This window comes from Tenacibaculum larymnensis, from assembly GCF_028829235.1.
In the GTDB taxonomy this organism is placed as follows: domain Bacteria; phylum Bacteroidota; class Bacteroidia; order Flavobacteriales; family Flavobacteriaceae; genus Polaribacter; species Polaribacter larymnensis.
The window spans coordinates 239,451-261,772 of record NZ_JAIWJY010000001.1 but is presented as its reverse complement, the minus strand read 5'-3'; the positions used below and the strand labels follow the sequence as shown (position 1 = coordinate 261,772).

Genomic DNA, 22,322 nt, shown 5'->3' with positions numbered 1-22,322 from the left:
GATCAAAAATGAAACAAAACAAAGAAACTTTAAAACAATTTTTTGAAACAGGCGATAAGCCAACACAACAACAATATGCCGATTTAATTGATAGTTATATCGATGCAAAACAACCAGAAGGAGAGGCAAACCGCAGGTTTGTCATTGACGAATTAGGAGAGGTAAGTGTAGCTTCTGAGCAACAAGTACCTGAATATACATTGTCACCTATTTCTGGAACCAATACTGTTGATTTATTAAAAGACGGAATAAGTGTCTCACAAATTGACTTAACACCGTATTTAGACAATACGAATTTAGCGCGATTGGTATCAGGTACTGTTGATGCCAATGGATTGGCAACGTTTACACGAGACGATAACTCTACGTTTACAGTAGATTTGAGTAATTTGAAAGATACCCAGATACAGGCAGATTTTAATCAAACAGATCCAACTAAGCTAGATTATATTAAAAATAATCCTAGGTACTTTTTAAATGTTTTGATAGAAGAAGTAGAAAGTTACAGTGTTACTACTTATGAAAAACAAACCAACGATTTGGATGGTTTAGACTTTAGTTTTAAAAAAATATATGCTGTTTTAATGCCTACAGCTACTTATGTGTTTTTTTCTAAAGATATAGGAAGCACTGAAGGGATTTTGGACATAGCTAATAATAGTGATCTTTGCATGATGTACACAAACGGTCGCGCTCTTTTGCAAAGAACAGATGATTTTAGCATACAAAACTTTAATTCTTTTAAGTTTTTAAATAAAGGTGGTTCTCAGATATTTTCTTCGGAGGGGACAAGAACTGTAAAAATGGCACTAAACTCAGTTAAAGGAGTCAATGAGTTAGCTATTTTAGATAACAACGGAGTAGAACAATTCAAAACAAAGGAACTTCAGTTTGATGAAAACTTTGTGTATAATTCTGCTGAAAAAGAGGTTCAAATAAAAAATAATAGTAAAAAAACATATACCCCAATTTTAAAGGCTGACACCACTGAAATTTCTGTGCCTACATATAAAGGAGTGTATTTTGAAAGCTTGGGTATTGTTCATGTAATTATTGAGTTACAAGACTTTGAATATATTACTAATGATGGAAAGGGGTATAACATTTCTTTGCCAGTTCCAACAACTTTAAATACAGAGTTAATTTCTCAGAATGTAATTTATTTTAAAGGAGGCAGTGGTGCAAATTCTATCAACTATTCAAGTGGAACCGAAATAGGAGTGTCAATTGACAAAGTAAATAGTACAATCAAATTTATAACTCAATTAAAAGAAGACTCAAATCCAATAACCTCAAGTAGTATTAGATTTGATCCAAGTGGGACAGACCCAACTAACATTAAAGTGTTGCTATCTTATAGTGTTTATTAAAAAGAATAATATTTAAGAGACAAAGAATTTAAGTCTATTTTAATTATTCACCATCAAAATTAATAAAGTCTAGCCCCTAACAAGTACAGTTTTTAGCGGCTCTTTTTTATCAAAAACAAATTTAAAAACGATAAAAAAGAACAAAAAATGAAACAAAACAAAGAAACCTTAAAACAATTTTTTGAAACAGGCGATAAGCCTACACAACAACAATATGCCGATTTAATTGATAGCTATATCGATGCAAAACAACCAGAAGGAGAAGCGAATCGCAGATTCGTAATTGACGAAACAGGAGAGGTAAGTGTAGCTTCTGAACAGCAAGTACCTGAATATAGCTTATCACCCATTTCTGGAACTAATACCGTTGATTTATTAAAAGACGGAGTAAGTGTATCACAAATTGATTTAACACCGTACTTAGATAATACCAACCTAGCAAGGTTGGTTTCGGGAACTGTTGATACCAATGGGTTAGCTACGTTTACACGTGATGATAATTCTACGTTTACGGTAGATTTAAGTAATTTGAAAGATACTGTTCCACAATACCAAGCAGGCTCAAATATTACAATTGATACTACAGATCCGTCACAACCAGTAATAAATTCATCAGGCTCAAGCATTGATTTTGCAGATGAAAATGGTGAGATTAAATATTCTTCATTGATAGATAAAAGAACAGGGTATTACGATACGACAAACGATGTTTATTACCCAAACATACACAGAAATTCAGGTACTAATGGGTTTCCGTCTTTTTCAATAGACCCGATAGATAGTTTTAATTACTTTGCTTCTAGCGGGTCTGGCAGTAATAGATTAGAGTACATATCTATACCAGATAATAGAAGATTGCATTATAGTATGGATGTCTATTTTTTAGAGGTAAACCAGCCGAATTATGTAAAAGCAAATCTGCAGTTTGAAACTAACGGTTCAGGAGGTTTTAATAATAAACACGTGACGTTATTAACGTCTGATAACACTAGTGAATGGGCTTTTTATTTTGAAAATTACAATGGAAAATCATCAATTGGGATTAAAAACCTTTCAGAGCCTAATAATTATAGGCAATGGGTTGTGTCTGTTGACAACATCACTGTGCATGATAGAATAGCTGCAAATTTCGATCCTACTGTTTTGAATTCAGGATGGGAATTCGGAACTGCTTTGACATCCTCATTCAGTACTTCACCTTCAAATATATTGCAAGGTGAAGATATTTTACCACACGCTAAACCTAACGGTGTTCAATCGGTGGTTGCTGGAACAAACGTGACAATTGATAATACTGATCCATTAAATCCAATAATCAATGCAGCTGGTGGCGGCGGATCAACAAATCTAACATACACGCCTTCAGCAACACAAGGAACAGTTGAATCAGAATCGGGAACAAATGCTGTAATTCCAGCAGCAGACGCTATCAATGCAGGACTAATGAAAGCTAATTTTTATGAGGAAGGGACTTTTACGCCTACTTTAATTGATACAGGAGGAGGAGCAACATATTCTATAACTGTTAAAGAGGCTAGATATATTAGAACAGGAAATAAAGTTTTTTTTACTATTCAATTATCTGATATAAATACTTCTGGAACTCCTTCTACATCCAGAATGGAAATACAAACAACAGGTTTACCTTTTATTTTAAATGCTGATGATGCTTTTAATGTTGGTACATTTTATGGTAATTCAGCAACTTTTTATAGTGTACATGCGTATAGGTCAACATCTAATAATATAGCTTTTCATAGGCAAACAACTTTAGATGGTAGTAATTTACAGATATTTTCATCTAACACTATAACTGGAGGAATTATAAATATATCAGGAACATACATTACAAATGTATACACTCCATAATGAACAACCAAAGTCTAACCACTAATATCAGTTTTTAGTGGTTCTTTTTCAAGTAATTTTTAGTGTTCTGTGTCATTTCGATCGCTACTGAAATCAAAATATATTTTGATTGAAAGTATGTTGCGAAGCAATCGAGGAGAAATCTCATCTTTAAGAGGTTTCTCGTCACTCATCCTTTGCTCTTTGAACTGACAAACATTTTTCTAAACGCTAAAACAAAAACATCATGAATTTTTTTAATAACAAAACCGATAGGTTGCTATTGGGGGTTATTATAGTGCTGTTACTTGTCAATCTTTTTAATAAAAGATATCAAAAAACAAACCCACAAACCCCAAAAATAACCGTAGTAAAAGATACGGTTTGGCAAACCAAAATAGATACGTTTAAAGTACAAACCATTAAATACCAAAAAGTGTATGTGTATAAAAATGATGTAACTAATGTTGTAAAAGACACCATTTTTATCAAAGACACTACCGACTATGTAGCCGCAAAAATATACCGAGATACCTTAAAGAATGCCGATATAGAAATTTATAACTACGATTTGGTAAAAGGAAAATTGTTAGATAGTCAGTTATCGTATAAACTCAAAGTACCACGAGAAATAACCATTACCAAAACGATTGAGTATCCAAAAACCTACAGAAGTGGCTTGTATCTCTTTACCGAGATAGGAGGAAATCCACAAACCTTTGACAACCTCAGTTTCGGATTGCAATACAACCGAAAAGGAAAATGGTTCGCTAGTTACCGAGTAAATATCAACCAACTCAATCAACTCACCCATAACATTGGGTTAGGTTACCGATTGTTTAATTAAAAGAATTAATATTCAATCACAGAAGTTGAAAATTCGTTTTAAAACCCGAATTATAAGTTATTCGGATTTTAAAACGAATTTTAAGGTTTAAAAACTTGTCAGCTCTTCCTGTTTTTTTCGACAAACGATAAAACTATGTATAAATGGCGGTACAAGATATTCAAAACTATTCCTATCAAAATATTTTTTCGTTACAAACAGTTCAGTTTGAAGAACTATGTGTGGTAAACTCACCACAGCAAATAGATCAATACAAAGTATTTTGGATAAAAGAAGGAACAGGTAGATATAACATCGATTTTAAAAGTTATTCTTTTGAAGATGGAGTATTGTTTTTTTTATCACCAGGACAAGTGTTTTCAGTAGAATCAGAAAAAATTAAAGAAGCTTATCAACTTAGTTTTACTAGAGATTTTTACTGTATTCAAACGCACGATGCTGAGGTATCGTGTAATGGAGTATTGTTTAATAATATATATGAAACACCTTTTGTAGTACCTTCAGGAAAAGAAGTCTCAAAATTAGATTTTATTCTTCAAAATTTAATAGAGGAGTTTGAGTTAGAAGAAACAGCGCAATACGATATGTTACAATCGCTTTTAAAACAATTTATTGTATATTCTGTACGGATAAAAAAAGAAAAAGATGTTGTAAAGGAGAGTGTAGAAACCAAGCTTTTTAAAGATTTTAGTTTATTGGTAGAACAAAATTTTAAAAAGATACACCGAGTTACAGAATACGCCTATCGATTAGGTTTATCACCAAAATCCTTAACCAAACACCTTCAAAAAATAGGAACAGAAACACCAAGTGATTTTATAAAAAACAGAATTATTACCGAAGCAAAAAGGTTGTTGTTATATACAGATGATTCTATTAAAGAAGTTGCTTTTGATTTAGGATTCAATGACCCTGCGTACTTTTCTCGATTTTTTACAAAATCTACTGGGCAATCGCCAAAACAATTTAAAAGAAGCTATAGCTTATAAAAGAAAAAACCACGCAACGCGTGGTAAACTACACAACTAATAAAGTTTTTTGTTACACTAATACAAACAACCTTTTTTCGACGAGATAAAAGTACTACAGTAAACATGTTAACGCGTTACCTGTACTTTATGAAACCGTGAATAAAAAGCTAGCTTTTTGTAAGAAAATTGTTAGCAAAACAGTATGTCCAAGTTTTAAGAACCTTTGTCCATTTTTTAAGGTCTATTCCTGTCGCACCTTTGTACCAGAATTCAAAAACAACGAATTATGAGAACAGAAATTAACCAATGCCCAAATTGTTGGGGATATCAAGAATACGACGAGCAGTTTCCAGAAAGAGAATTATGTAACTGCGAAAAAATAAACTAAAAAGACAACATTAAAATTATGAGTACAAGAATTGAAACTTTAGATCCAGAAACCACAACAGGAAAATCAAAAGAATTGTTTGATGCAGTTCAAAATAAGTTAGGATTTATCCCAAACCTAATTAAAGTAATGGGGAATTCACCAGCTCTTTTACAAAGTTATTTAAGCTTAGGAGAATTAAACGGAAGTGGAAACTTTTCAAACAAGTTTAGAGAGCAATTAGCTTTAGTTATTGCAGAAGAAAATGAATGTAACTATTGTTTATCTGCACACACAGCCATAGGAAAAAATAATGGTTTATCAGAAGAAGAAATTGAACAAAATAGACAAGCTGAGGCTTCTGATGCAAAAACCAAAGCAGGTTTAAAATTTGCACAAAGTGTTACAAAAAACAAAGGAAATGTGAGTTCAGCAGAAATAGCTGAGGTAAAAGCAGCAGGATATAACGACGGAGATATTTTAGAAATTGTTTTAAATGTTGTTGCAAATACCTTAACAAATTATGTAAACCATATTGCAGAAACCGAAGTTGATTTTCCAAAAGTAGAAGCAGGTAAGTTTAAACAAAATGCATAAAAAACGAATAGCTCTTGTAGCTTTATTAACAGAGTGTAGTTATGGGGTTTTGGTTGCAAAGCTATTCGTCTTAAAAAAAGTAAAACCATAAAAATCAATAAAAATGAAAAAAGTAGTAGCTATTTTAGTATTATTAGTAGGATTTGCATTTACAGCAAATGCACAAAAAGCAAAAACCATTTCTTTAGAACAAACAAAAGGAAAATTTACCCAACAGTCTTTAATACTTTCTGAAGGAACTTATGTTTTTGAAATTTCTAATAAAAATGTTGGACATGATGTAGGTTTTGTATTAGCGCCAAAGGGAAAAACAGATGAAAAGCATCATATAAAAAATGCATACGTAACATCTTTGGTAAAAAACAATAGTAAGTCAAGCTCTAAAAAAGTAACCTTAACAAAAGGAGAGTACGTTTACTTTTGCCCGTTGAATCCAACACCTCAATACACTTTAACGGTGAAGTAATAATTAAAATTTGATTAATAATTTTAAAGAGCCCTTATTTAGGGCTCTTTTGTGTTTTTAATAAAAAAAGATTTTATTTATTCAACACGTGAAAACATGCTTCCTAGTCCGTCGTAATTATTATCGGAAATCTCTAAGACGTTAGGTTTTGTAACTCTAATGATTCCTGACAGTATAATTCCAGAAATTTGTTGGTCACCAGATAGTTGTATGAATCTTTCTTTTTTTTTTGAATAAATAGCTTTTTTCATTGTTAGAGTATAGGTACCTTTTAAAGTTTCTTTACCATCTTCAAAAATTGAAAACTGATAGTTTTTTTCTAAGGTAAGTTGTACTTTTTTACCAAGTGACTCAGGGGTTTTATGAATGTGGTTTCCAAAACCACCATCGGTATTGGTCCAATTCCAAGTTCCGACCAAATCGGAATTATCAAATTTGTTTATTTGGCTAGAAGCACATGAAATAAGTGCGAAAGCGAATATGTAAAGTAGGTTTTTCATCGTGAAGGGTTTTTGTTTACTTTTTTATCTTTTGTTCTCTTCCAATTAGGAAATATAAAACATTACCAAAAAAGTTAGCTAATAAAACAACGAGAATCCAAACAATTTTATTGTTTCCTTTAAACTCACTTTTTAAAATATCAACAAGAGCAATAATTGTTGGAATAATTCCAATTAAAATAATTAAGATTAAAATTAGTTGCCATACTCCAATCATTTCTAAATAAGTCATCATCACAACAATTTTTAAACACTTAAAATAGTAAAAAACAAGAAAAACAAAAACGCCATTAAAATTTCCAAAAAAAGGAGTTTTAATGACGTTTTAAAAGTATGGGAAATGATACTATTTATTCATAATATCTTCTATTTCGTCAGCTTCAATAGGTATGTTACGCATTAAGTTGAATGGCTCACCTGTTTCTTGAACAACAACATCATCCTCTAAACGAATACCAAAACCTTCATCAGGAATATAAATACCAGGTTCAACTGTAAATACTTGGTTTGCTTGCATTGGCTCATGTAACAGTCCGTAGTCATGCGTATCTAGCCCCATGTGGTGAGAAGTACCGTGCATAAAATACTTTTTATATGCTGGCCAGTTAGGATCTTCGTTTTGAACATCTGCTTTATCTAATAACCCTAAACCTAATAATTCCGAAGTCATTAATTTACCAACTTCAACATGATACTCAGCCCAAAGAGTTCCAGGAACTAACATTTTTGTCGCGTCATTTTTTACACGATTTACAGCATTATATACCTCTTTTTGTCTGTCTGTAAAACGCCCAGAAACAGGAATTGTACGAGACATATCTGATGAATAGTTAGCGTACTCAGCACCAACATCCATTAAAATTAAATCACCAGCCTTACATTGTTGGTTATTTTCAATGTAGTGTAACACGTTTGCATTGTTACCTGAAGCAATAATAGGTGTATAAGCGAATTTCTTAGATCGATTTCTGATGAATTCGTGAATGTATTCTGCTTCAATTTCGTATTCCCAAACTCCTGGTTTTACGAAATCTAAAACGCGTCTAAAACCTTTTTCAGTAATATCACAAGCCTTTTGAATTAAATCAATTTCAATTTGATCTTTTATTGAACGTAAACGTTGTAAAATAGGGTTACTTTTTGCTACAGAATGTGCAGGGTATTTGTTTAATAACCATTTTGTAAAACGAGCTTCACGAGTTTCAGTTTCAATATTTGCACGATAGTGCTCGTTGGTATTAATATAAACGGTATCGGCTAAAGCCATCATTTCAGCTAATACTTTTTCTAAATCTTGTAGCCAATGTACGTTTTTAATCCCACTAGTTTCTAAAGCCTTTTCTTTGGTTAGTTTTTCACCTTCCCAAACAGCAATATGTTCATTAGTTTCACGTAAAAATAGTACTTCACGTAAATTTTCTTTCGGAGAATCAGGAAATAAAATTAAGATACTTTCTTCTTGATCAACACCACTTAAAAAGAAAATATCACGATGTTGCTCAAAAGGTAAAGTGCTATCAGCACTTACAGGGTAAATATCGTTTGAGTTAAAAACTGCTAAACTATTATGCTTCATTTGAGCCATAAAGTTCTTGCGGTTTTTTATAAATAATTGACTGTTTATTGCGTCGTACTTCATAATGATTCAATTAAATTGATAAGATTCCCTCAAAAATACGGAAAGAAACTGTGCAAATATTAGCCATTTGGCGCTAATTTATATTTTTTCGAATTCTACTCATATGTCGAGTAGAGATTCCTAAAAATGAAGCTAAATAATGTAGTGGAACTTCTTGAAGTAATTTGGGTTCATTTACGAGTAGCTTTTTATAACGTTCTTCAGGAGTTAAAGTCAACAAATCAATACGGTAATCATCAATTAAAAAAATTTGATTTTCTATAAAGTTGTAATAAAATTGATGAAAAGCTTTGTTATTTTTCATTAGGTGTTTAAAGTCATTAATCTTTAAACCCCAAAGTTTACAGGCGCTTAATGCTTTTATATTTTTAGGGGATGGAGTTTGTTGTAAATAACTCTTTAAGGAAGAGGCGAATCCGTTTCTTAAAGCTAAATAGGTGGTTTTTTCTTGTCCAGAAACGGTAACAGCGTATTGTAAAATACCACTTTCTACAAAACAGAAATACCGACAAGCTTCTCCTTTTTTCACTAAAAATTCATTTTTTGATAAGGAAAACTCTTTAAAACAGTCAATAATTTCTGGAATTAACGTGTTTAAGTTTTCATCATTTATGATGTTTTGTATGCGCTGTGTAATAGCTTTTTTAGAAGCGTCCATTTATGGAAATAAATTTTAGCTTAAAAGTATAAAAAAAGGATGCTTTTTACAGCATCCTTTTTAATAATTTATGTTGAGTGAGTTATTCTAACTCAACCGTCCCCATATCTGTATTTTCTCCTAATACTACAGTAACTTCTTCAACTGTTTTAGCAGTTAATCCAGAAGCTTCATCAGGAGTAAAAGTTACACTATAAGTACCAGCAGGTACTCCGTGTAACATAAATTTACCTTCTTCATTTGTTAAAGCAGTGATAGGTTCTTCGGTACCAGAAACAGCACTAACCTCTACTTGATACTCAAATGGGTTTACCATTCCAGAAATAGCACCAGAAGCAGCTTCAGTAGTTACTCTAATAGTTGGCTTTAAGCTGTAATCACCAGTACCTTCAACTACGATTGACTTATCAACCATAAAGTCTAAGATAAACGTGTACTTTACACCACCTACTAAATCTTGGTGTACGTTTAATTTTAATCCTGATTGTTGTGCGCTTGGGGTTGCTAATGGATACGTTTCTCCATCTACTACAATAGAATTGTTTTCACCTAAAACTAAACGAATTTGCCCAATTTTACCAGCAGGAATTTCAGTGTCTACTAATAAAGCGTCAATTCCACCTGTTAACTCAAGTAAGTTGTATACTTGTGGAGTAACGTTTCCAAGGCTTTGCCAACCATTTTCTTCGTCTCCAGCGTTAATCATAACATCCTGTACGTCAATGTTTACTTCATCGTAATCTCCAGGAGCATCTACTAAGCGAACTGCTACTTGAGACGTTTGGGGGTCGTCACTAGAACAGCTAACAAATGCGGTAAAGAAAGTTGCTAATGCAACTAGTAATAAAACATGTTTTTTCATAATTATTGGTTTTTGTAATACACGGTAATTATAACAAGATTTATACCAAAATATTGCTTTGTTTAATTAGTAAAATTCTCAAATAACTGATAAAGAGTAAGATAAATTTGTTATTGAGGTGTTTTATTATTATTCCTTCTATTACGGTTATTTCGTTTTCTAGGTGTATGTTTTTTTGAACTTTCTGTTGAGGTTTTTTTGTTTTTTTTCTTTGAATTAGAAGATGTTTTAAACGGTTTTTTAGCAGGTTTATTTTTAGATTGCTGCTTTGGTCGTTCAGTTTTAACTTCATTTTTTATAGTAGATAAATCAAACCCTTCTAACTCGGAAATAGTGATTTTTTGTCCTAATAACTTCTCAATACTTTTTAAGTAAGTTTCTTCTTCTTGGGCTACTAATGAAATAGCTTCTCCACTAGCACCTGCTCTTCCTGTTCTACCAATTCGGTGTACATAATCCTCAGGAACGTTTGGAAGTTCAAAATTAATAACATGTGGTAGCAATGGAATGTCTAATCCACGAGCAGCAATATCAGTAGCTACCATTACTCTAATAGAATTGTCTTTAAAACCTTTTAAGGCTTTAGTTCTTGCTCCTTGACTTTTGTTTCCGTGAATAGCGGCGGCAGAAATTCCTCTTTTAATTAGTTTTTCAGTCAATCTATTAGCACCATGTTTAGTTCGAGTAAAAATTAAAACTTGACTCCAATTTCCTTTTGAAATTAATTGACCAACTAATTCGGTTTTCTTGCTTTTCGGAACTTTGTATAGTTTCTGATTTACTTTTTCAGCAGTCGTATTTTCAGGAGCTGCTTCAACCATCACAGGATTGTGTAAAATACCTTGCGCTAATTTTTTTATTTCTTTTGAAAAAGTAGCTGAAAACAATAAATTTTGACGTTTTTGAGGTAAAAAAGAGATGATTTTTTTAATATCTCGTAAAAAACCCATGTCGAGCATTCTGTCTGCTTCATCTAAAACTAAAACATCTACACGTTTTAAAGAAAGTTGACTTTGTTCGTGTAAATCTATTAATCTACCAGGCGTAGCTACCAAAACATCAATTCCGTTTTTAAGTGTTGCTATTTGTGAACTAGGTTTTACTCCGCCAAAAATAGCGGTAGATTTAATATTTAAATGTGTACTGTATTCGCGCACATTATCATATACTTGTGCAGCTAACTCTCTTGTAGGTGTTAGTACCAATGCTTTGATTGGACGATATTTTGGATTCTTTTTTTCTGATATGTTTTGTAAAATAGGCAAGGTAAACCCTGCTGTTTTACCTGTTCCGGTTTGTGCAGAAGCTAATACGTCTTTGCCTTCTAAAATAACTGGAATTGCTTTTTCTTGAATAGGAGAGGGGGTTTCATACCCTTTTTCGGTTACAGCTTTCACTAAAGCTTTTGATAAACCTAACGATGTAAATGTCATATATAATTCTTCAGTAGTATCTAAAGAAAATACTACTATGAGCCAACAAAGGTACTGCTATTTTATTGGGCTTCGGCTATAAATAAAAAAGACGCCTTATTTAGACGTCTTTTTTTTAAAGTTTTAATATGTGTTTAACTTTTAGCCATGGCGCTTTTAATAACACCAACAATAACTAGTAAAACAGCTCCACCAACACCACTGGCTGCAATGTTACCGATAATACCAGAAATATCAATATTTAACATTCCTAGTAATTGAGCTCCTAGCCCCCCACCTAAAATCCCTACAACAGAGTTCCAAAGGGTACCTAAAGAAAACTTTTTTAACAATGCACCAGCAAGATTACCACCTACTGCTCCACTTAATAAGCTAATAAGAAATTCCATAATTTATAATTTTTGATTAGTTAATTGGAATTAAAGTAAGTGAAAATTAACGGATAAAACAAATAAAATCAGATTGTTATATTTTTCCTAAATGAAATAAAGCGTCTCCCATATTAATAATAGGGAAGTTGTTTTTAGCAATAATATAACCTTCATAAGGAGATTTTACTGAAAAATTTGTTTCTCCATAGGTATCCATAATATGTCCTAAAATCTGTCCTTTTTTTACTTTTTCTCCATTGTGAACAATAGGAGTAAATAAGCCCGCAACTTTAGCTCTAACCCATTTGTGTTTATTAATGTGTATTGAAGTTGGTTTTTTAGGTGTTTCTATACTTTCTTTTACCATTTTAAAATGTTTTAAAATACGAAGAGTTCCATTAATACCTTGTTGAATAGCTTTTTCTTCTAGTCTTAATGATTCCCCTCCTTCATATACAATTACAGGAATATTGTTTTTATAGCATTGATTTCTAAAAGATTTTGGAATAAGTTTAGAACCAAACATAAAAGGAGCATTAAAAATATTGGCTAGCTGAAGAGCTCTATCATCTTCAGGAGTATATCGTATTTGCGGAAAGTTGTTTCGTTGTTCTCCTCCTGTATGGAAATCAATAGCAAAATCTACATTATTTGTAATTTCTTTCATTAAGTAATATGCCATTCTGCTTGCCAAAGAACCGGTTTTTGAACCTGGAAAACTTCTATTTACATCTTTGCCATGCATATCGCGAGACATGTTTAAAAAACCAAAAATGTTCAATAATGGAACTACAATAACACAGCCACGATGAATTTTGTACGATTTATCAATTAACATTCTACGCACCAATTCAACACTATTTACTTCGTCACCATGTAAACCACCTTGTAGTAGAATGGTTGGTCCTAATTGGTCACCATTAAAAATATACACAGGAATTTCTATTAGAGTTCCTGTAGGCAATCTATCAATAGGAATTTTAATTAATTTAGATTCACCTAAACCAATTTTTTGTCCACGAATTTCTATGATTCCGTTTTTAAAATTTTGTTCGAACATTTTTCTTCTAAAAATTTAATAATAGCCTTAGCAATATTATCCTTAGTGTAAGCTTCAATTCCTTGTAATCCAGGAGTCGAGTTAACTTCAATTAATAAGGGACCTCTTTTTGATCGTATCATATCAACGCCTGCAATAGGAAGTTCTAAGTATTGAGCCGCTTTAATAGCTATTTCTTCTTCTTCAGCAGTTAAAGTAACCTTGTGTCCACTTCCACCTTTATGAATATTAGAACGAAAATCTTCCTTCAATCCTTTACGTTTCATAGAAGAGACTACTTTACCATTTACAACAAAAGCACGAATATCTTCACTGTTACTTTCTTTTATAAACTCTTGAAGTAAAATACTGGTATTAGTTCCGTGCATGGTATCTATGATAGACATGGCAGATTTTTTACTTTCAGCCAAAATTACACCTGAGCCATGTGTTCCTTCTTGTAATTTAATAATTACAGGAGAGCCACCTAATAAATCTATTTGCTCACCAATATTTTCAGCGTCAACAGAAAAAACAGTCTGAGGAATAGGAAGTCCATTTCTACTCATTATTTGTAAAGTACGAGCTTTGTTCTGTGCATCAACAATACCTATATAACTAGCAGTACTATATACTCCGTTCATTTCAAATTCTTTTACAACGGTAGCCCCGTGTTTCATAGCAGAAACACCTATTCGAGGAATAATTATATCAGGAATATCAATAATATTTTTGCCTTTATATATAATAGCAGGCTTACCATCACCAAGTTTTATAGAACATTTTAAATGGTTTATAATTTCAACTTTATGTCCACGACGACGAGCTTCTTTGTATATTCTTTGTGTTGAATAAATTTGGTCACTAACAGAAAGAATAAAAATAGTCATAGCCTAAAAATTTTGAGGTTAAACAAAGCTAATAATTTTTTGTTTGACAAGAGCTTCAAAAAGAAGTCTCTCAATATTCTGTTAATTTTTTTGAAATACTATTAGCTTACTGTATTTTCACTTCTTCTAAACCAAATTATAATGAGAATTTTAGCCAAAGTTTTTATAGTTTTATTTCCGTTTACAGTAGTTGCACAGCAGCCTACATCAGCAGAAAAAATACAGCAAGCTTTACAACAAAAGAAAGCTTTAATAAAAAACTCCACCGTAAAAAATATACCGTTTAAAAACATTGGACCTACAGTTATGAGTGGGCGTGTGGTAGATATTGATGTAAATCCAGAAAATACTACAGAGTTTTATGTAGGATATGCTTCAGGAGGAGTATGGCATACCAATAATAACGGAACTACTTTTACTCCAGTTTTAGATAATTCTCCAACACAAAACGTGGGTGATATTGCTGTAGATTGGAAAAATGGGACAATTTGGGTAGGTACAGGAGAAAATAATTCTTCTCGTTCGTCATATGCCGGAATTGGAATTTTAAAATCTACCGATAAAGGTAAAAATTGGAAAAATGTAGGGCTACTAGATTCACATCACATAGGTCGTATTTTAATTAATCCAAACAATCCTGATGAGGTAATTGTTGGATCTATTGGTCATTTATACTCATCAAACAAAGAAAGAGGAGTTTTTAAAACCACTGATGGAGGAAAAACATGGACAAAAACTTTGTTTATTAATGAAAACACAGGGATTATAGATATTCAACCAGTACCAAACAACTTCAATATTTTATATGCTGCTGCTTGGGAACGTGAACGTAAAGCATGGAATTTTGATGGAGATGGGAAAAATTCTGCAATTTATAAATCAACAGATGCGGGAAATACTTGGACTAAAATTTCTGATAATAATGGTTTTCCAAATGGAAAAGGAGTTGGTAGAATAGGATTAGCCGTATATGACGAAAACACAGTATACGCTTTTCATGATAATCAATTTCGAAGAAAAAAAGACTCTACTAAAAGTGCAAAAGGATCTGGTGCTCTGACAAAAGAAGAACTTGCATCAGTTTCAACTGATGAGCTTTTAAATATGAAAGCCAAAAAATTGAATTCATATATCAAAATGAATGGTCTTCAGGAGAAATATCGTGCAGAAAATATTAAACAAATCATTCGCTCAAGCCCAGGAGAAATAAGACCAAGTGATTTGGTTGGTTACTTAAAAGATGCTAATGCTGCATTATTCGATACTCCAGTAATAGGAGCGGAGGTTTTTAAAACTACTGATGGAGGAAGAACTTGGAAAAAAACACATGAGGGTTATTTAGATGATTTATACTATTCATATGGGTATTATTTTGGGGAAATTCGTGTTGATCCGCAAGACCAAAATGGAATCTATGTATTAGGAGTTCCAATTTTAAAGTCGAAAGATGGAGGAAAAACATTTACATCTATTAGTAAAGAAAATGTACATGCCGATCATCAAGCATTATGGGTAAACCCTAAAAAACAAGGGCACTTAATTGATGGAAATGATGGTGGGTTGAATATTTCTTATGATGATGGTGAAAGCTGGATTAAATTAAATCAGCCAGCAGTTGGGCAGTTTTATACCGTATATGCGGATAACCAAGAAAATTATAAGGTGTATGGAGGAATGCAAGATAATGGTGTTTGGGTAGGAAACCACAATGCAAAAATTGATAAAAGATGGTATCAAACAGGGAAGAATCCTTATGAAAGTTTAATGGGAGGTGACGGTATGCAAGTTGCCGTTGATGATAGAAATCCAAATATTGTATATGCAGGATATCAATTTGGAAACTATTATCGAATAGATAGAGCTACAGAAAAACAAACTTATATTCAACCAAAACCAGAAAAAGATAAACCAGCATATCGATTCAATTGGCAAACTCCTATTCAGTTATCAAAACACAATCAAGATATCCTGTATTTAGGAGGGAATAAGTTACACCGTTCACTAAATAAAGGTGATGATTGGGAAGAAATCTCAGGAGATTTAACCAAAGGAGAAAAGGAAGGAAACGTAGCTTACGGAACTTTAACCACCATTTCTGAAAGCCCATTTCAATTTGGACTAATCTATGTAGGTTCTGATGATGGATTGGTACAGGTGACAAAAAACGGAGGAGGAAGTTGGGAGAAGATTTCAAACTCTTTTCCACAAAATTTATGGGTAAGTCGTGTAATAGCTTCAAAATATAAAAAAGAACGTGTGTATGTTACGTTAAACGGATACCGTTTTGACGATTTTACTCCGTATGTATACGTTTCTGATGATTATGGAAAAACATGGAAAAACATCAGTAATAATATTCCAACTTCTGCGGTAAATGTGATTAAGGAAGATCCTAAAAAAGAAAATGTTCTATACTTAGGAACTGATAACGGATTGTATGTTTCTTTTAATCAAGGTTCAACATGGGAGGCTTTTAGCAACGGATTACCAAATGTTGCAGTTCACGATTTAGTAATTCAACCTAAAGCAAAACATTTATTAGTAGGAACACATGGGCGTAGTTTGTACAAAGCAAATATTACTTCTTTACAAGAGTTTGATAATAAAGAGGCTGTTTTCAGTATTAAGGATATTAAGAAAAGAAAATCTTGGGGTAGTTCTTGGAGTAAATGGTTAGAACCAAATACACCAAAAATTACAATTCCGTTTTATGTAAATGCAGATAAAGAAGTTGTATTAGAAGTATATTCAGATAAAGTTTTGGTAAACACTATAAAAACGAATGCAACAAAAGGATTTAATGAAGTAATATATGATGTTTCTTTTTCTGAAAAAGGAAGAAAAAAGTACTTAAAGAAACACAAAGATGCTGAGGTAAAAAAAGCAAAGAACGATAAATACTATTTGCCAAAAGGAAAGTATAAAGTAACGATGGGTGAGTTGAATCAAACATTTGAAATAAAGTAGTTTGTAACATTTTTTAATTTTTCGACTCTTATAAATAAAAACTAAAAGTATTTATGAGTAAGCCATTAAATTATACCTGTCCGAAATGTAATAATAAAACCTATGAAGTAGCTGAAATGAGGGCTACTGGAGGGACATTGTCTAAAATTTTTGATGTACAAAACAAAAAGTTTACGAGTGTAACATGTAAAAGATGTAGTTATACTGAGTTTTACAAAGCGAGAACAAGTGCTTTAAGCAACATATTCGATTTCTTTACGAATTAATAGACACGTTATTTCGAACGAAGTGAGAAATCTTATTATTTTAAGAAATGAATAATATTGTTAAGGTCTTTTACGATTATTGAAAAAACACGAAGAATGCTTTTAAATAAGTAAACATTGCTATTTTTGCGGCATGGGAATTATACGTGTAAACGACATTCGTGTTTTTACAAATCACGGATGCTTAGATGAAGAAGCAAGAATAGGTTCGGAGTATAGAGTTGATATCGAAGTAAAAGCCGATTTACAAAAATCAGCACAAAGTGATGATTTGGTTGATACAGTAGATTATGTGCATTTGAATCAAATTGTAAAAGAAGAAATGGCGATTCGTTCTAAATTACTAGAGCATGTTGCTCAACGAATTTTAGATAGAATTTTTAAAGAAATACAACTGGTTGATAAAGCGGAAGTTATCGTAGCAAAAATTAACCCACCAATTGGCGGAAATGTTGCTGAGGTAGCAATTGTTTTATCAGATGTGCGTAAAAAGTAAAAAAAGCTTGCAAAAAAAGATAAAAGCTGTAAATTTGCAGTCCTTATCAATATAAGGTGTCGTGGCCGAGTGGCTAGGCAGTGGTCTGCAACACCATCTACAGCGGTTCGAATCCGCTCGACACCTCAAAAAGCTCAGCAATTATTGCTGAGCTTTTTTGTTTAATTCTATTTGAGGCATTTGTTGTTGCCATAAGTTGTAATATTCTTATTTAAATGATATGAAAAAGGTAGTTATTTATAAATATAGATTAATATCTCTAGGTATATATCCGTATTTGCCTTGTCTGCTATTACATTTGCCTTTGTAAAATTTAAAAAAACATTGAATGGTTTTTTTAGTGAAAAAAGTAAAAGGAAATTAGTAGAGGAATGAAAAATAAATCAGAGACATATAAAAAACAGACAGCATTATTCTTTTTTTTGTTTTTGTTTATAAGCTCTTTTGGGCAAAGTAAAGTTGATACGCTTTCAGACAAAACAATGGAAGAATTATTCTCTTATTCTGAAAAAAGTGAGAACAAAGAAGATAAAATTAGGTATATAAAAGCTTTCTTAAAGGTAGCTAAAAGAGAAAAACACAAACAGAGAATTGCTGGAGGTTATTGGGTTTTGTCAGAGTTATATAATGATGCTAGCTCTTTAATTTATTTAGATAGTATTGTTTCATTAACAAAAAATAATGGAAATAAATATTATCCAGGGTATGCATATCATTCAAAAGCAAATTTTTATTTTGTTAAAGGAGATTTTAAAAAAGCATTAGATAATTATTTAAAAGCTAATAATTGTGCTAAAAAACAAGGAAATACAGATTTAATTATGAGTACTAATTACAGTATTGGTACAATTAAGAGAAATTTAAAGGAGTATGACGAGGCATTGAAAATTTATGTAGAAAATATTAACTATATAAAAAAGAAAAATAAATCGTTAGATGGTAGCTATTATTTAACTACCATAATGGCTATATCTAATGTGTTTTCTGAGAAGAAAGATTTAGATTCTGCTACTTTCTACAATGAATTGGGGGTTAAGAAGTCACTAAAAAACAACTTTATAGACAAATATCATCACTTTTCAATTAATCAAGGAATTGTTAATTATCATGCTAAAAAATATCACATAGCTATAGATAGTATAAAAAAACACGTCTCTTTTTTAAAAGAAAATGAAAAATTATCTGACTATTCTTATGCTTGCTTTTATTTAGGAAAATGTTATCAAAAAATTGGAAATAAAATATTAGCTGTTAAATACTTTAAAGAAGTAGATTCTATTTTTCAAAAAAATAAAAATATACCTTCTGATAGTAGATATGCTTATGAGTTTTTGGTTGATTTTTATAAAGAAAAAAAGGACTTGAAAAAACAATTATTATATGTTAATAAACTAATCTACTATGATAGTATTAATTACAATAAATATAATTACATAAATAAAAAAATATTAAAGGAGTATGATATTCCTAAATTAAAAGAAGAAAAAGAGATTATAATAAAAAAGTTAGAAAAAAAATACTCTGGCTCTAGAAAGCTAATTTTTACTATATCTGTTTTTTGTGTAGTTTTATTAACACTCTTATATTTTCAGTACAAAAAAAGAAAAACATACAAAACTAGATTTGAAGAAATTCTTAAAACTACAAAAAGTACAGAAGCAATTGAAAGGACTAAAACCACGGATATAAAGTTAAATATTCCCAAAGAAACAGTTGATAAAATACTATATGATCTGTCTGCTTTAGAAAGAGAAAATAGGTTTGTTGTAAAAAATATAACGCTAAATTCTTTGGCAAAAGAATTAAATACGAATACAAAATTACTTATCAAAAATTATCAATCATTTTAAAAAAGAATCTTTTTCAAACTATTTAAATAACTTAAGAATTGAATATATAGTTCATAGATTAAAAGAAGATAAGGTTCTCAGGAAATTTACAATTAGAACCATTGCAGATGAAGCAGGGTTTAATAACGCTGAATCATTTTCTAAAGCATTTTTTAAAGCTAAAGGAATTAAACCTTCTTATTTTTTGAAAGAATTAGAAAAAAGAGATGGATAACCTTTTATGATTTTTTAAAAATCACTCGGAAAGTCTAAATACTTACAATGCTTTAATTATGGCAGATAGCATTTCTAGAAACTAGGTACTTTTTGTTTTTCTTAACAAAATAATTCGCTAAAATTCTGCATCTTTGTAGCTATGCGAATTTATCCGATAGAGACAGGAAACTTTAAATTAGACGGAGGTGCTATGTTTGGCGTAGTTCCGAAAACGATTTGGCAAAAGACAAATCCAGCCGATGAAAACAACATGATCTCAATGGGCATGCGTTGTATGTTGATTGAAGATGGAGATCGATTAACCCTAATCGATACGGGAATTGGAAATAAACAGTCTGATAAATTTTTTGGATATTACTATCTATATGGAGATTTTTCATTAGATACTTCTTTAGCAAAATATGGTTTTCATAGAGATGATATTACCGATGTGTTTTTAACACACCTACATTTCGACCATTGTGGAGGAGCAATCCAATGGAATAAAGACAGAACAGGGTACGAACCAGCTTTTAAAAATGCACGTTTTTGGAGTAACCAACGTCATTGGGACTGGGCAGTACACCCAAATGCGAGAGAAAAAGCATCTTTTTTGAAAGAAAACATCTTACCCATTGAAGAAAGTGGACAATTAAACTTTTTACATCTAAATGCAAAAGATTATGTTGGGTTTGATGTACTGTTTAAAGATGGACATACCGAAAAACAAATGCTACCGAAAATAGAATATCAAGGAAAAACATTGGTGTTTATGGCAGATTTATTGCCTACAGCAGGACATGTTCCTTTACCGTATGTAATGGGGTATGATACCCGACCTTTATTAACTTTAAAAGAAAAAGAAGCTTTTTTAAACGAAGCAGCCGATAAAGAATTTTACCTGTTTTTAGAACACGATGCTTACAACGAAGTAATAACAGTAAAGCATACAGAAAAAGGAGTTCGTTTAAAGGAAACATTTAAGTTTACAGATATTTTTAATTAAGATAGAGATTATGAGAGTTTTAAAGCCCGTATTTTATTCGGCAATTGCAGTGGTTACCTTAGCTAGCTGTAAGACAATAAGCAAAATCCCTGTGCCAGCAGGTAGTAATACCGTAGTGAATATTCCAGCAAAAAAAGCTGAATTGACAGACTATGAGAAAGAAAACTGGCAACATTTAGACTTGGCTACAGATACAATTCCAGGAATGAGTGTAAATAAAGCGTATGAGTTCTTAAAAGGAAAAAAGAGCGTCCAAGTGGTAGTAGGAATTGTTGATTCGGGTACTGATTTAAAACATGAAGACTTAGTTGATGTAGCTTGGGTAAATACTAAAGAAATAGCTGGAGACGGAATTGATAATGATAAAAATGGTTATGTTGATGATATCAACGGGTGGAATTTCTTAGGAGATGCTTACAAAGAGCATTTAGAGTATGAGCGTATTTTGATGAGACCTTCTATAGCAGATACGAAAACCCTAGCAGAAGCAAAAGCGTATCAAGCAGAAAAAATTAAGGAGGCAAAATCTAATGAACAACGTTATAGTCAGATCTTAGCAGCAGTTAGTAAGTCAGATGAAGAGTTAACGAAATATTTTAATAAACCTGATTACACTATTGAAGAAATTGAAGCAATTAATACTTCTAACTCTAATTTACTTTTAGCTATAGAAACAGCTAAAAGAATGAATGGTTTTGGACTATCTTTATCGAAAGCTAAAAAAGAGATAACAAGTTTACTAGATAAAGCTAAGAAAACAATAAAAGGAGATAACTTAAAAATAGATTACCGTACAGTAGTTGGAGACGATGCTTATGATATTAATGACAAACCAGGTTACGGAAACGGTAATACAGGTCATACTGTGAAAGATGAAGCACACGGTTCTCATGTATCAGGAATTGTAGGTGCTACTCGTAATAACGGAAAAGGTATGAATGGGGTTGCTGCTAATGTTAAAATTATGGCAGTACGTTCAGTTTCTGATGGAGATGAGTACGATAAAGATGTTGCTTTAGGTATTCGTTATGCAGTAGATAATGGAGCAAAAGTAATAAATGGTAGTTTTGGTAAAGGTTTTTCTCCTAATAAAGAATGGGTTTATGACGCGATTAAGTATGCAGCATCAAAAGATGTTTTAGTTGTTATTGCAGCAGGAAATAGTGGTAAAAACATTGATGTAGAAAAAACCTTCCCTAATGATACTCCAGATTTAGAGAATGAAATTACAGACAACGTATTAACAATCGGAGCAATGAGTGCAAAGTATACTGAAGAATTACCAGCAACTTTTTCTAATTATGGTAAAAAGAATGTTGATGTATTTGCACCAGGGGTGAAAATTTATTCTACATTCCCAGATAATACATATGAATCGATTAGTGGAACTTCTATGGCGTCTCCAGCAGCAGCAGGAGTTGCAGCATTAGTACGTTCTTACTATCCTGAGTTAACGGCAAGTCAAGTAAAGCATATTTTAATGAACTCTGGAACTAAGATAGATTTAGAGGTTGTTAAACCAGGAACCAGAGATGAGATGGTACCTTTCTCAGAATTATCAGTATCAGGACGTGTTGTAAATGCATACAATGCAGTTAGAATGGCTGATAGAATGGTAAACGGAAGAAAGTAATATAATATATAGATAGATTAAAAAAAGAGCATTGTTATTTGATGCTCTTTT

22 protein-coding genes and 1 tRNA gene are annotated in these 22,322 nt (G+C 31.8%); 14 read left to right on the top strand and 9 right to left on the bottom strand.

Annotated features, from left to right (window positions below; translation table 11 throughout):
- Positions 1-8 precede the first annotated feature (8 nt).
- From LCI24_RS01250 to LCI24_RS01225, 6 genes are all read left to right on the top strand, one after another.
- The gene (locus LCI24_RS01250; protein WP_274638787.1) at positions 9-1,370 is read left to right on the top strand and encodes a hypothetical protein; all 1,362 of its coding nucleotides are present in this window, start codon (positions 9-11) and stop codon (positions 1,368-1,370) included.
- Positions 1,371-1,517: 147 nt separating this feature from the next.
- Positions 1,518-3,239 (top strand): hypothetical protein, encoded by a 1,722-nt coding sequence (locus LCI24_RS01245; protein ID WP_274638786.1) that lies wholly within the window; start codon positions 1,518-1,520, stop codon positions 3,237-3,239.
- Positions 3,240-3,465: 226 nt separating this feature from the next.
- Positions 3,466-4,065 carry a hypothetical protein gene (locus LCI24_RS01240; protein WP_274638785.1) on the top strand — a complete coding sequence of 200 codons (600 nt, stop codon included), beginning with the start codon at positions 3,466-3,468 and terminating at the stop codon, positions 4,063-4,065.
- A gap of 143 nt (positions 4,066-4,208) precedes the next feature.
- Entirely contained in the window at positions 4,209-5,054 is an 846-nt protein-coding gene (locus tag LCI24_RS01235) for a helix-turn-helix domain-containing protein (RefSeq protein ID WP_121146510.1), read from the top strand.
- Positions 5,055-5,442: 388 nt separating this feature from the next.
- Complete coding sequence (locus tag LCI24_RS01230; RefSeq protein WP_099214988.1) at positions 5,443-6,000, top strand: carboxymuconolactone decarboxylase family protein; 558 nt, start codon at positions 5,443-5,445, stop codon at positions 5,998-6,000.
- A gap of 103 nt (positions 6,001-6,103) precedes the next feature.
- Entirely contained in the window at positions 6,104-6,466 is a 363-nt protein-coding gene (locus LCI24_RS01225; RefSeq protein WP_099214989.1) for a cupredoxin domain-containing protein, read from the top strand.
- 77 nt (positions 6,467-6,543) lie between these two features.
- On the opposite strand, the gene LCI24_RS01220 is transcribed toward LCI24_RS01225, so the two are convergent.
- From LCI24_RS01220 to LCI24_RS01180, 9 genes are all read right to left on the bottom strand, one after another.
- Positions 6,544-6,966, bottom strand: coding sequence for a hypothetical protein (locus LCI24_RS01220; RefSeq protein WP_274638784.1), 423 nt, complete (start codon positions 6,964-6,966; stop codon positions 6,544-6,546).
- A 16-nt stretch (positions 6,967-6,982) separates the two neighbouring features.
- Positions 6,983-7,201: a PLD nuclease N-terminal domain-containing protein gene (locus tag LCI24_RS01215; RefSeq protein WP_274638783.1), complete on the bottom strand. Its 219-nt coding sequence runs from the start codon at positions 7,199-7,201 to the stop codon at positions 6,983-6,985.
- Between the two features lie 111 nt (positions 7,202-7,312).
- Entirely contained in the window at positions 7,313-8,605 is a 1,293-nt protein-coding gene (locus LCI24_RS01210; protein WP_274638782.1) for an aminopeptidase P family protein, read from the bottom strand.
- A gap of 73 nt (positions 8,606-8,678) precedes the next feature.
- A complete protein-coding gene (locus LCI24_RS01205; protein WP_274638781.1) occupies positions 8,679-9,263 on the bottom strand; it encodes a Crp/Fnr family transcriptional regulator in 585 nt (194 codons plus the stop codon).
- A gap of 82 nt (positions 9,264-9,345) precedes the next feature.
- Entirely contained in the window at positions 9,346-10,125 is a 780-nt protein-coding gene (locus tag LCI24_RS01200) for a DUF4382 domain-containing protein (RefSeq protein ID WP_274638780.1), read from the bottom strand.
- Positions 10,126-10,235: 110 nt separating this feature from the next.
- Positions 10,236-11,558, bottom strand: a complete 1,323-nt coding sequence (locus LCI24_RS01195; protein WP_274638779.1) for a DEAD/DEAH box helicase — start codon at positions 11,556-11,558, stop codon at positions 10,236-10,238.
- Positions 11,559-11,692: 134 nt separating this feature from the next.
- Positions 11,693-11,947, bottom strand: a complete 255-nt coding sequence (locus tag LCI24_RS01190; RefSeq protein WP_274638778.1) for a hypothetical protein — start codon at positions 11,945-11,947, stop codon at positions 11,693-11,695.
- A 76-nt stretch (positions 11,948-12,023) separates the two neighbouring features.
- On the bottom strand, positions 12,024-12,989 hold the full coding sequence (locus LCI24_RS01185) for a succinylglutamate desuccinylase/aspartoacylase family protein (RefSeq protein ID WP_274638777.1): 966 nt from the start codon (positions 12,987-12,989) through the stop codon (positions 12,024-12,026).
- A complete protein-coding gene (locus LCI24_RS01180) occupies positions 12,956-13,858 on the bottom strand; it encodes an ATP-grasp domain-containing protein (protein WP_274638776.1) in 903 nt (300 codons plus the stop codon). The genes LCI24_RS01185 and LCI24_RS01180 overlap by 34 nt, the downstream gene beginning before the upstream one ends.
- 141 nt (positions 13,859-13,999) lie before the next feature.
- Between LCI24_RS01180 and LCI24_RS01175 the strand changes: the two genes are divergently transcribed.
- From LCI24_RS01175 to LCI24_RS01145, 8 genes are all read left to right on the top strand, one after another.
- Entirely contained in the window at positions 14,000-16,825 is a 2,826-nt protein-coding gene (locus tag LCI24_RS01175; RefSeq protein WP_274638775.1) for a VPS10 domain-containing protein, read from the top strand.
- Between the two features lie 53 nt (positions 16,826-16,878).
- On the top strand, positions 16,879-17,091 hold the full coding sequence (locus LCI24_RS01170) for a zinc ribbon domain-containing protein (protein WP_274638774.1): 213 nt from the start codon (positions 16,879-16,881) through the stop codon (positions 17,089-17,091).
- A 133-nt stretch (positions 17,092-17,224) separates the two neighbouring features.
- Complete coding sequence (gene folB, locus LCI24_RS01165; RefSeq protein ID WP_274638773.1) at positions 17,225-17,587, top strand: dihydroneopterin aldolase; 363 nt, start codon at positions 17,225-17,227, stop codon at positions 17,585-17,587.
- A gap of 55 nt (positions 17,588-17,642) precedes the next feature.
- A tRNA-Cys gene (locus LCI24_RS01160) sits at positions 17,643-17,713 on the top strand.
- A 245-nt stretch (positions 17,714-17,958) separates the two neighbouring features.
- On the top strand, positions 17,959-19,437 hold the full coding sequence (locus LCI24_RS01155) for a tetratricopeptide repeat protein (RefSeq protein ID WP_274638772.1): 1,479 nt from the start codon (positions 17,959-17,961) through the stop codon (positions 19,435-19,437).
- Positions 19,394-19,651 (top strand): helix-turn-helix domain-containing protein, encoded by a 258-nt coding sequence (locus LCI24_RS17025; protein ID WP_420802975.1) that lies wholly within the window; start codon positions 19,394-19,396, stop codon positions 19,649-19,651. Before LCI24_RS01155 ends, LCI24_RS17025 begins: the two co-directional genes overlap by 44 nt.
- 141 nt (positions 19,652-19,792) lie before the next feature.
- Positions 19,793-20,638: an MBL fold metallo-hydrolase gene (locus LCI24_RS01150; protein WP_099215003.1), complete on the top strand. Its 846-nt coding sequence runs from the start codon at positions 19,793-19,795 to the stop codon at positions 20,636-20,638.
- A gap of 10 nt (positions 20,639-20,648) precedes the next feature.
- The gene (locus tag LCI24_RS01145; protein ID WP_274638771.1) at positions 20,649-22,271 is read left to right on the top strand and encodes a S8 family serine peptidase; all 1,623 of its coding nucleotides are present in this window, start codon (positions 20,649-20,651) and stop codon (positions 22,269-22,271) included.
- Positions 22,272-22,322: the final 51 nt, after the last annotated feature.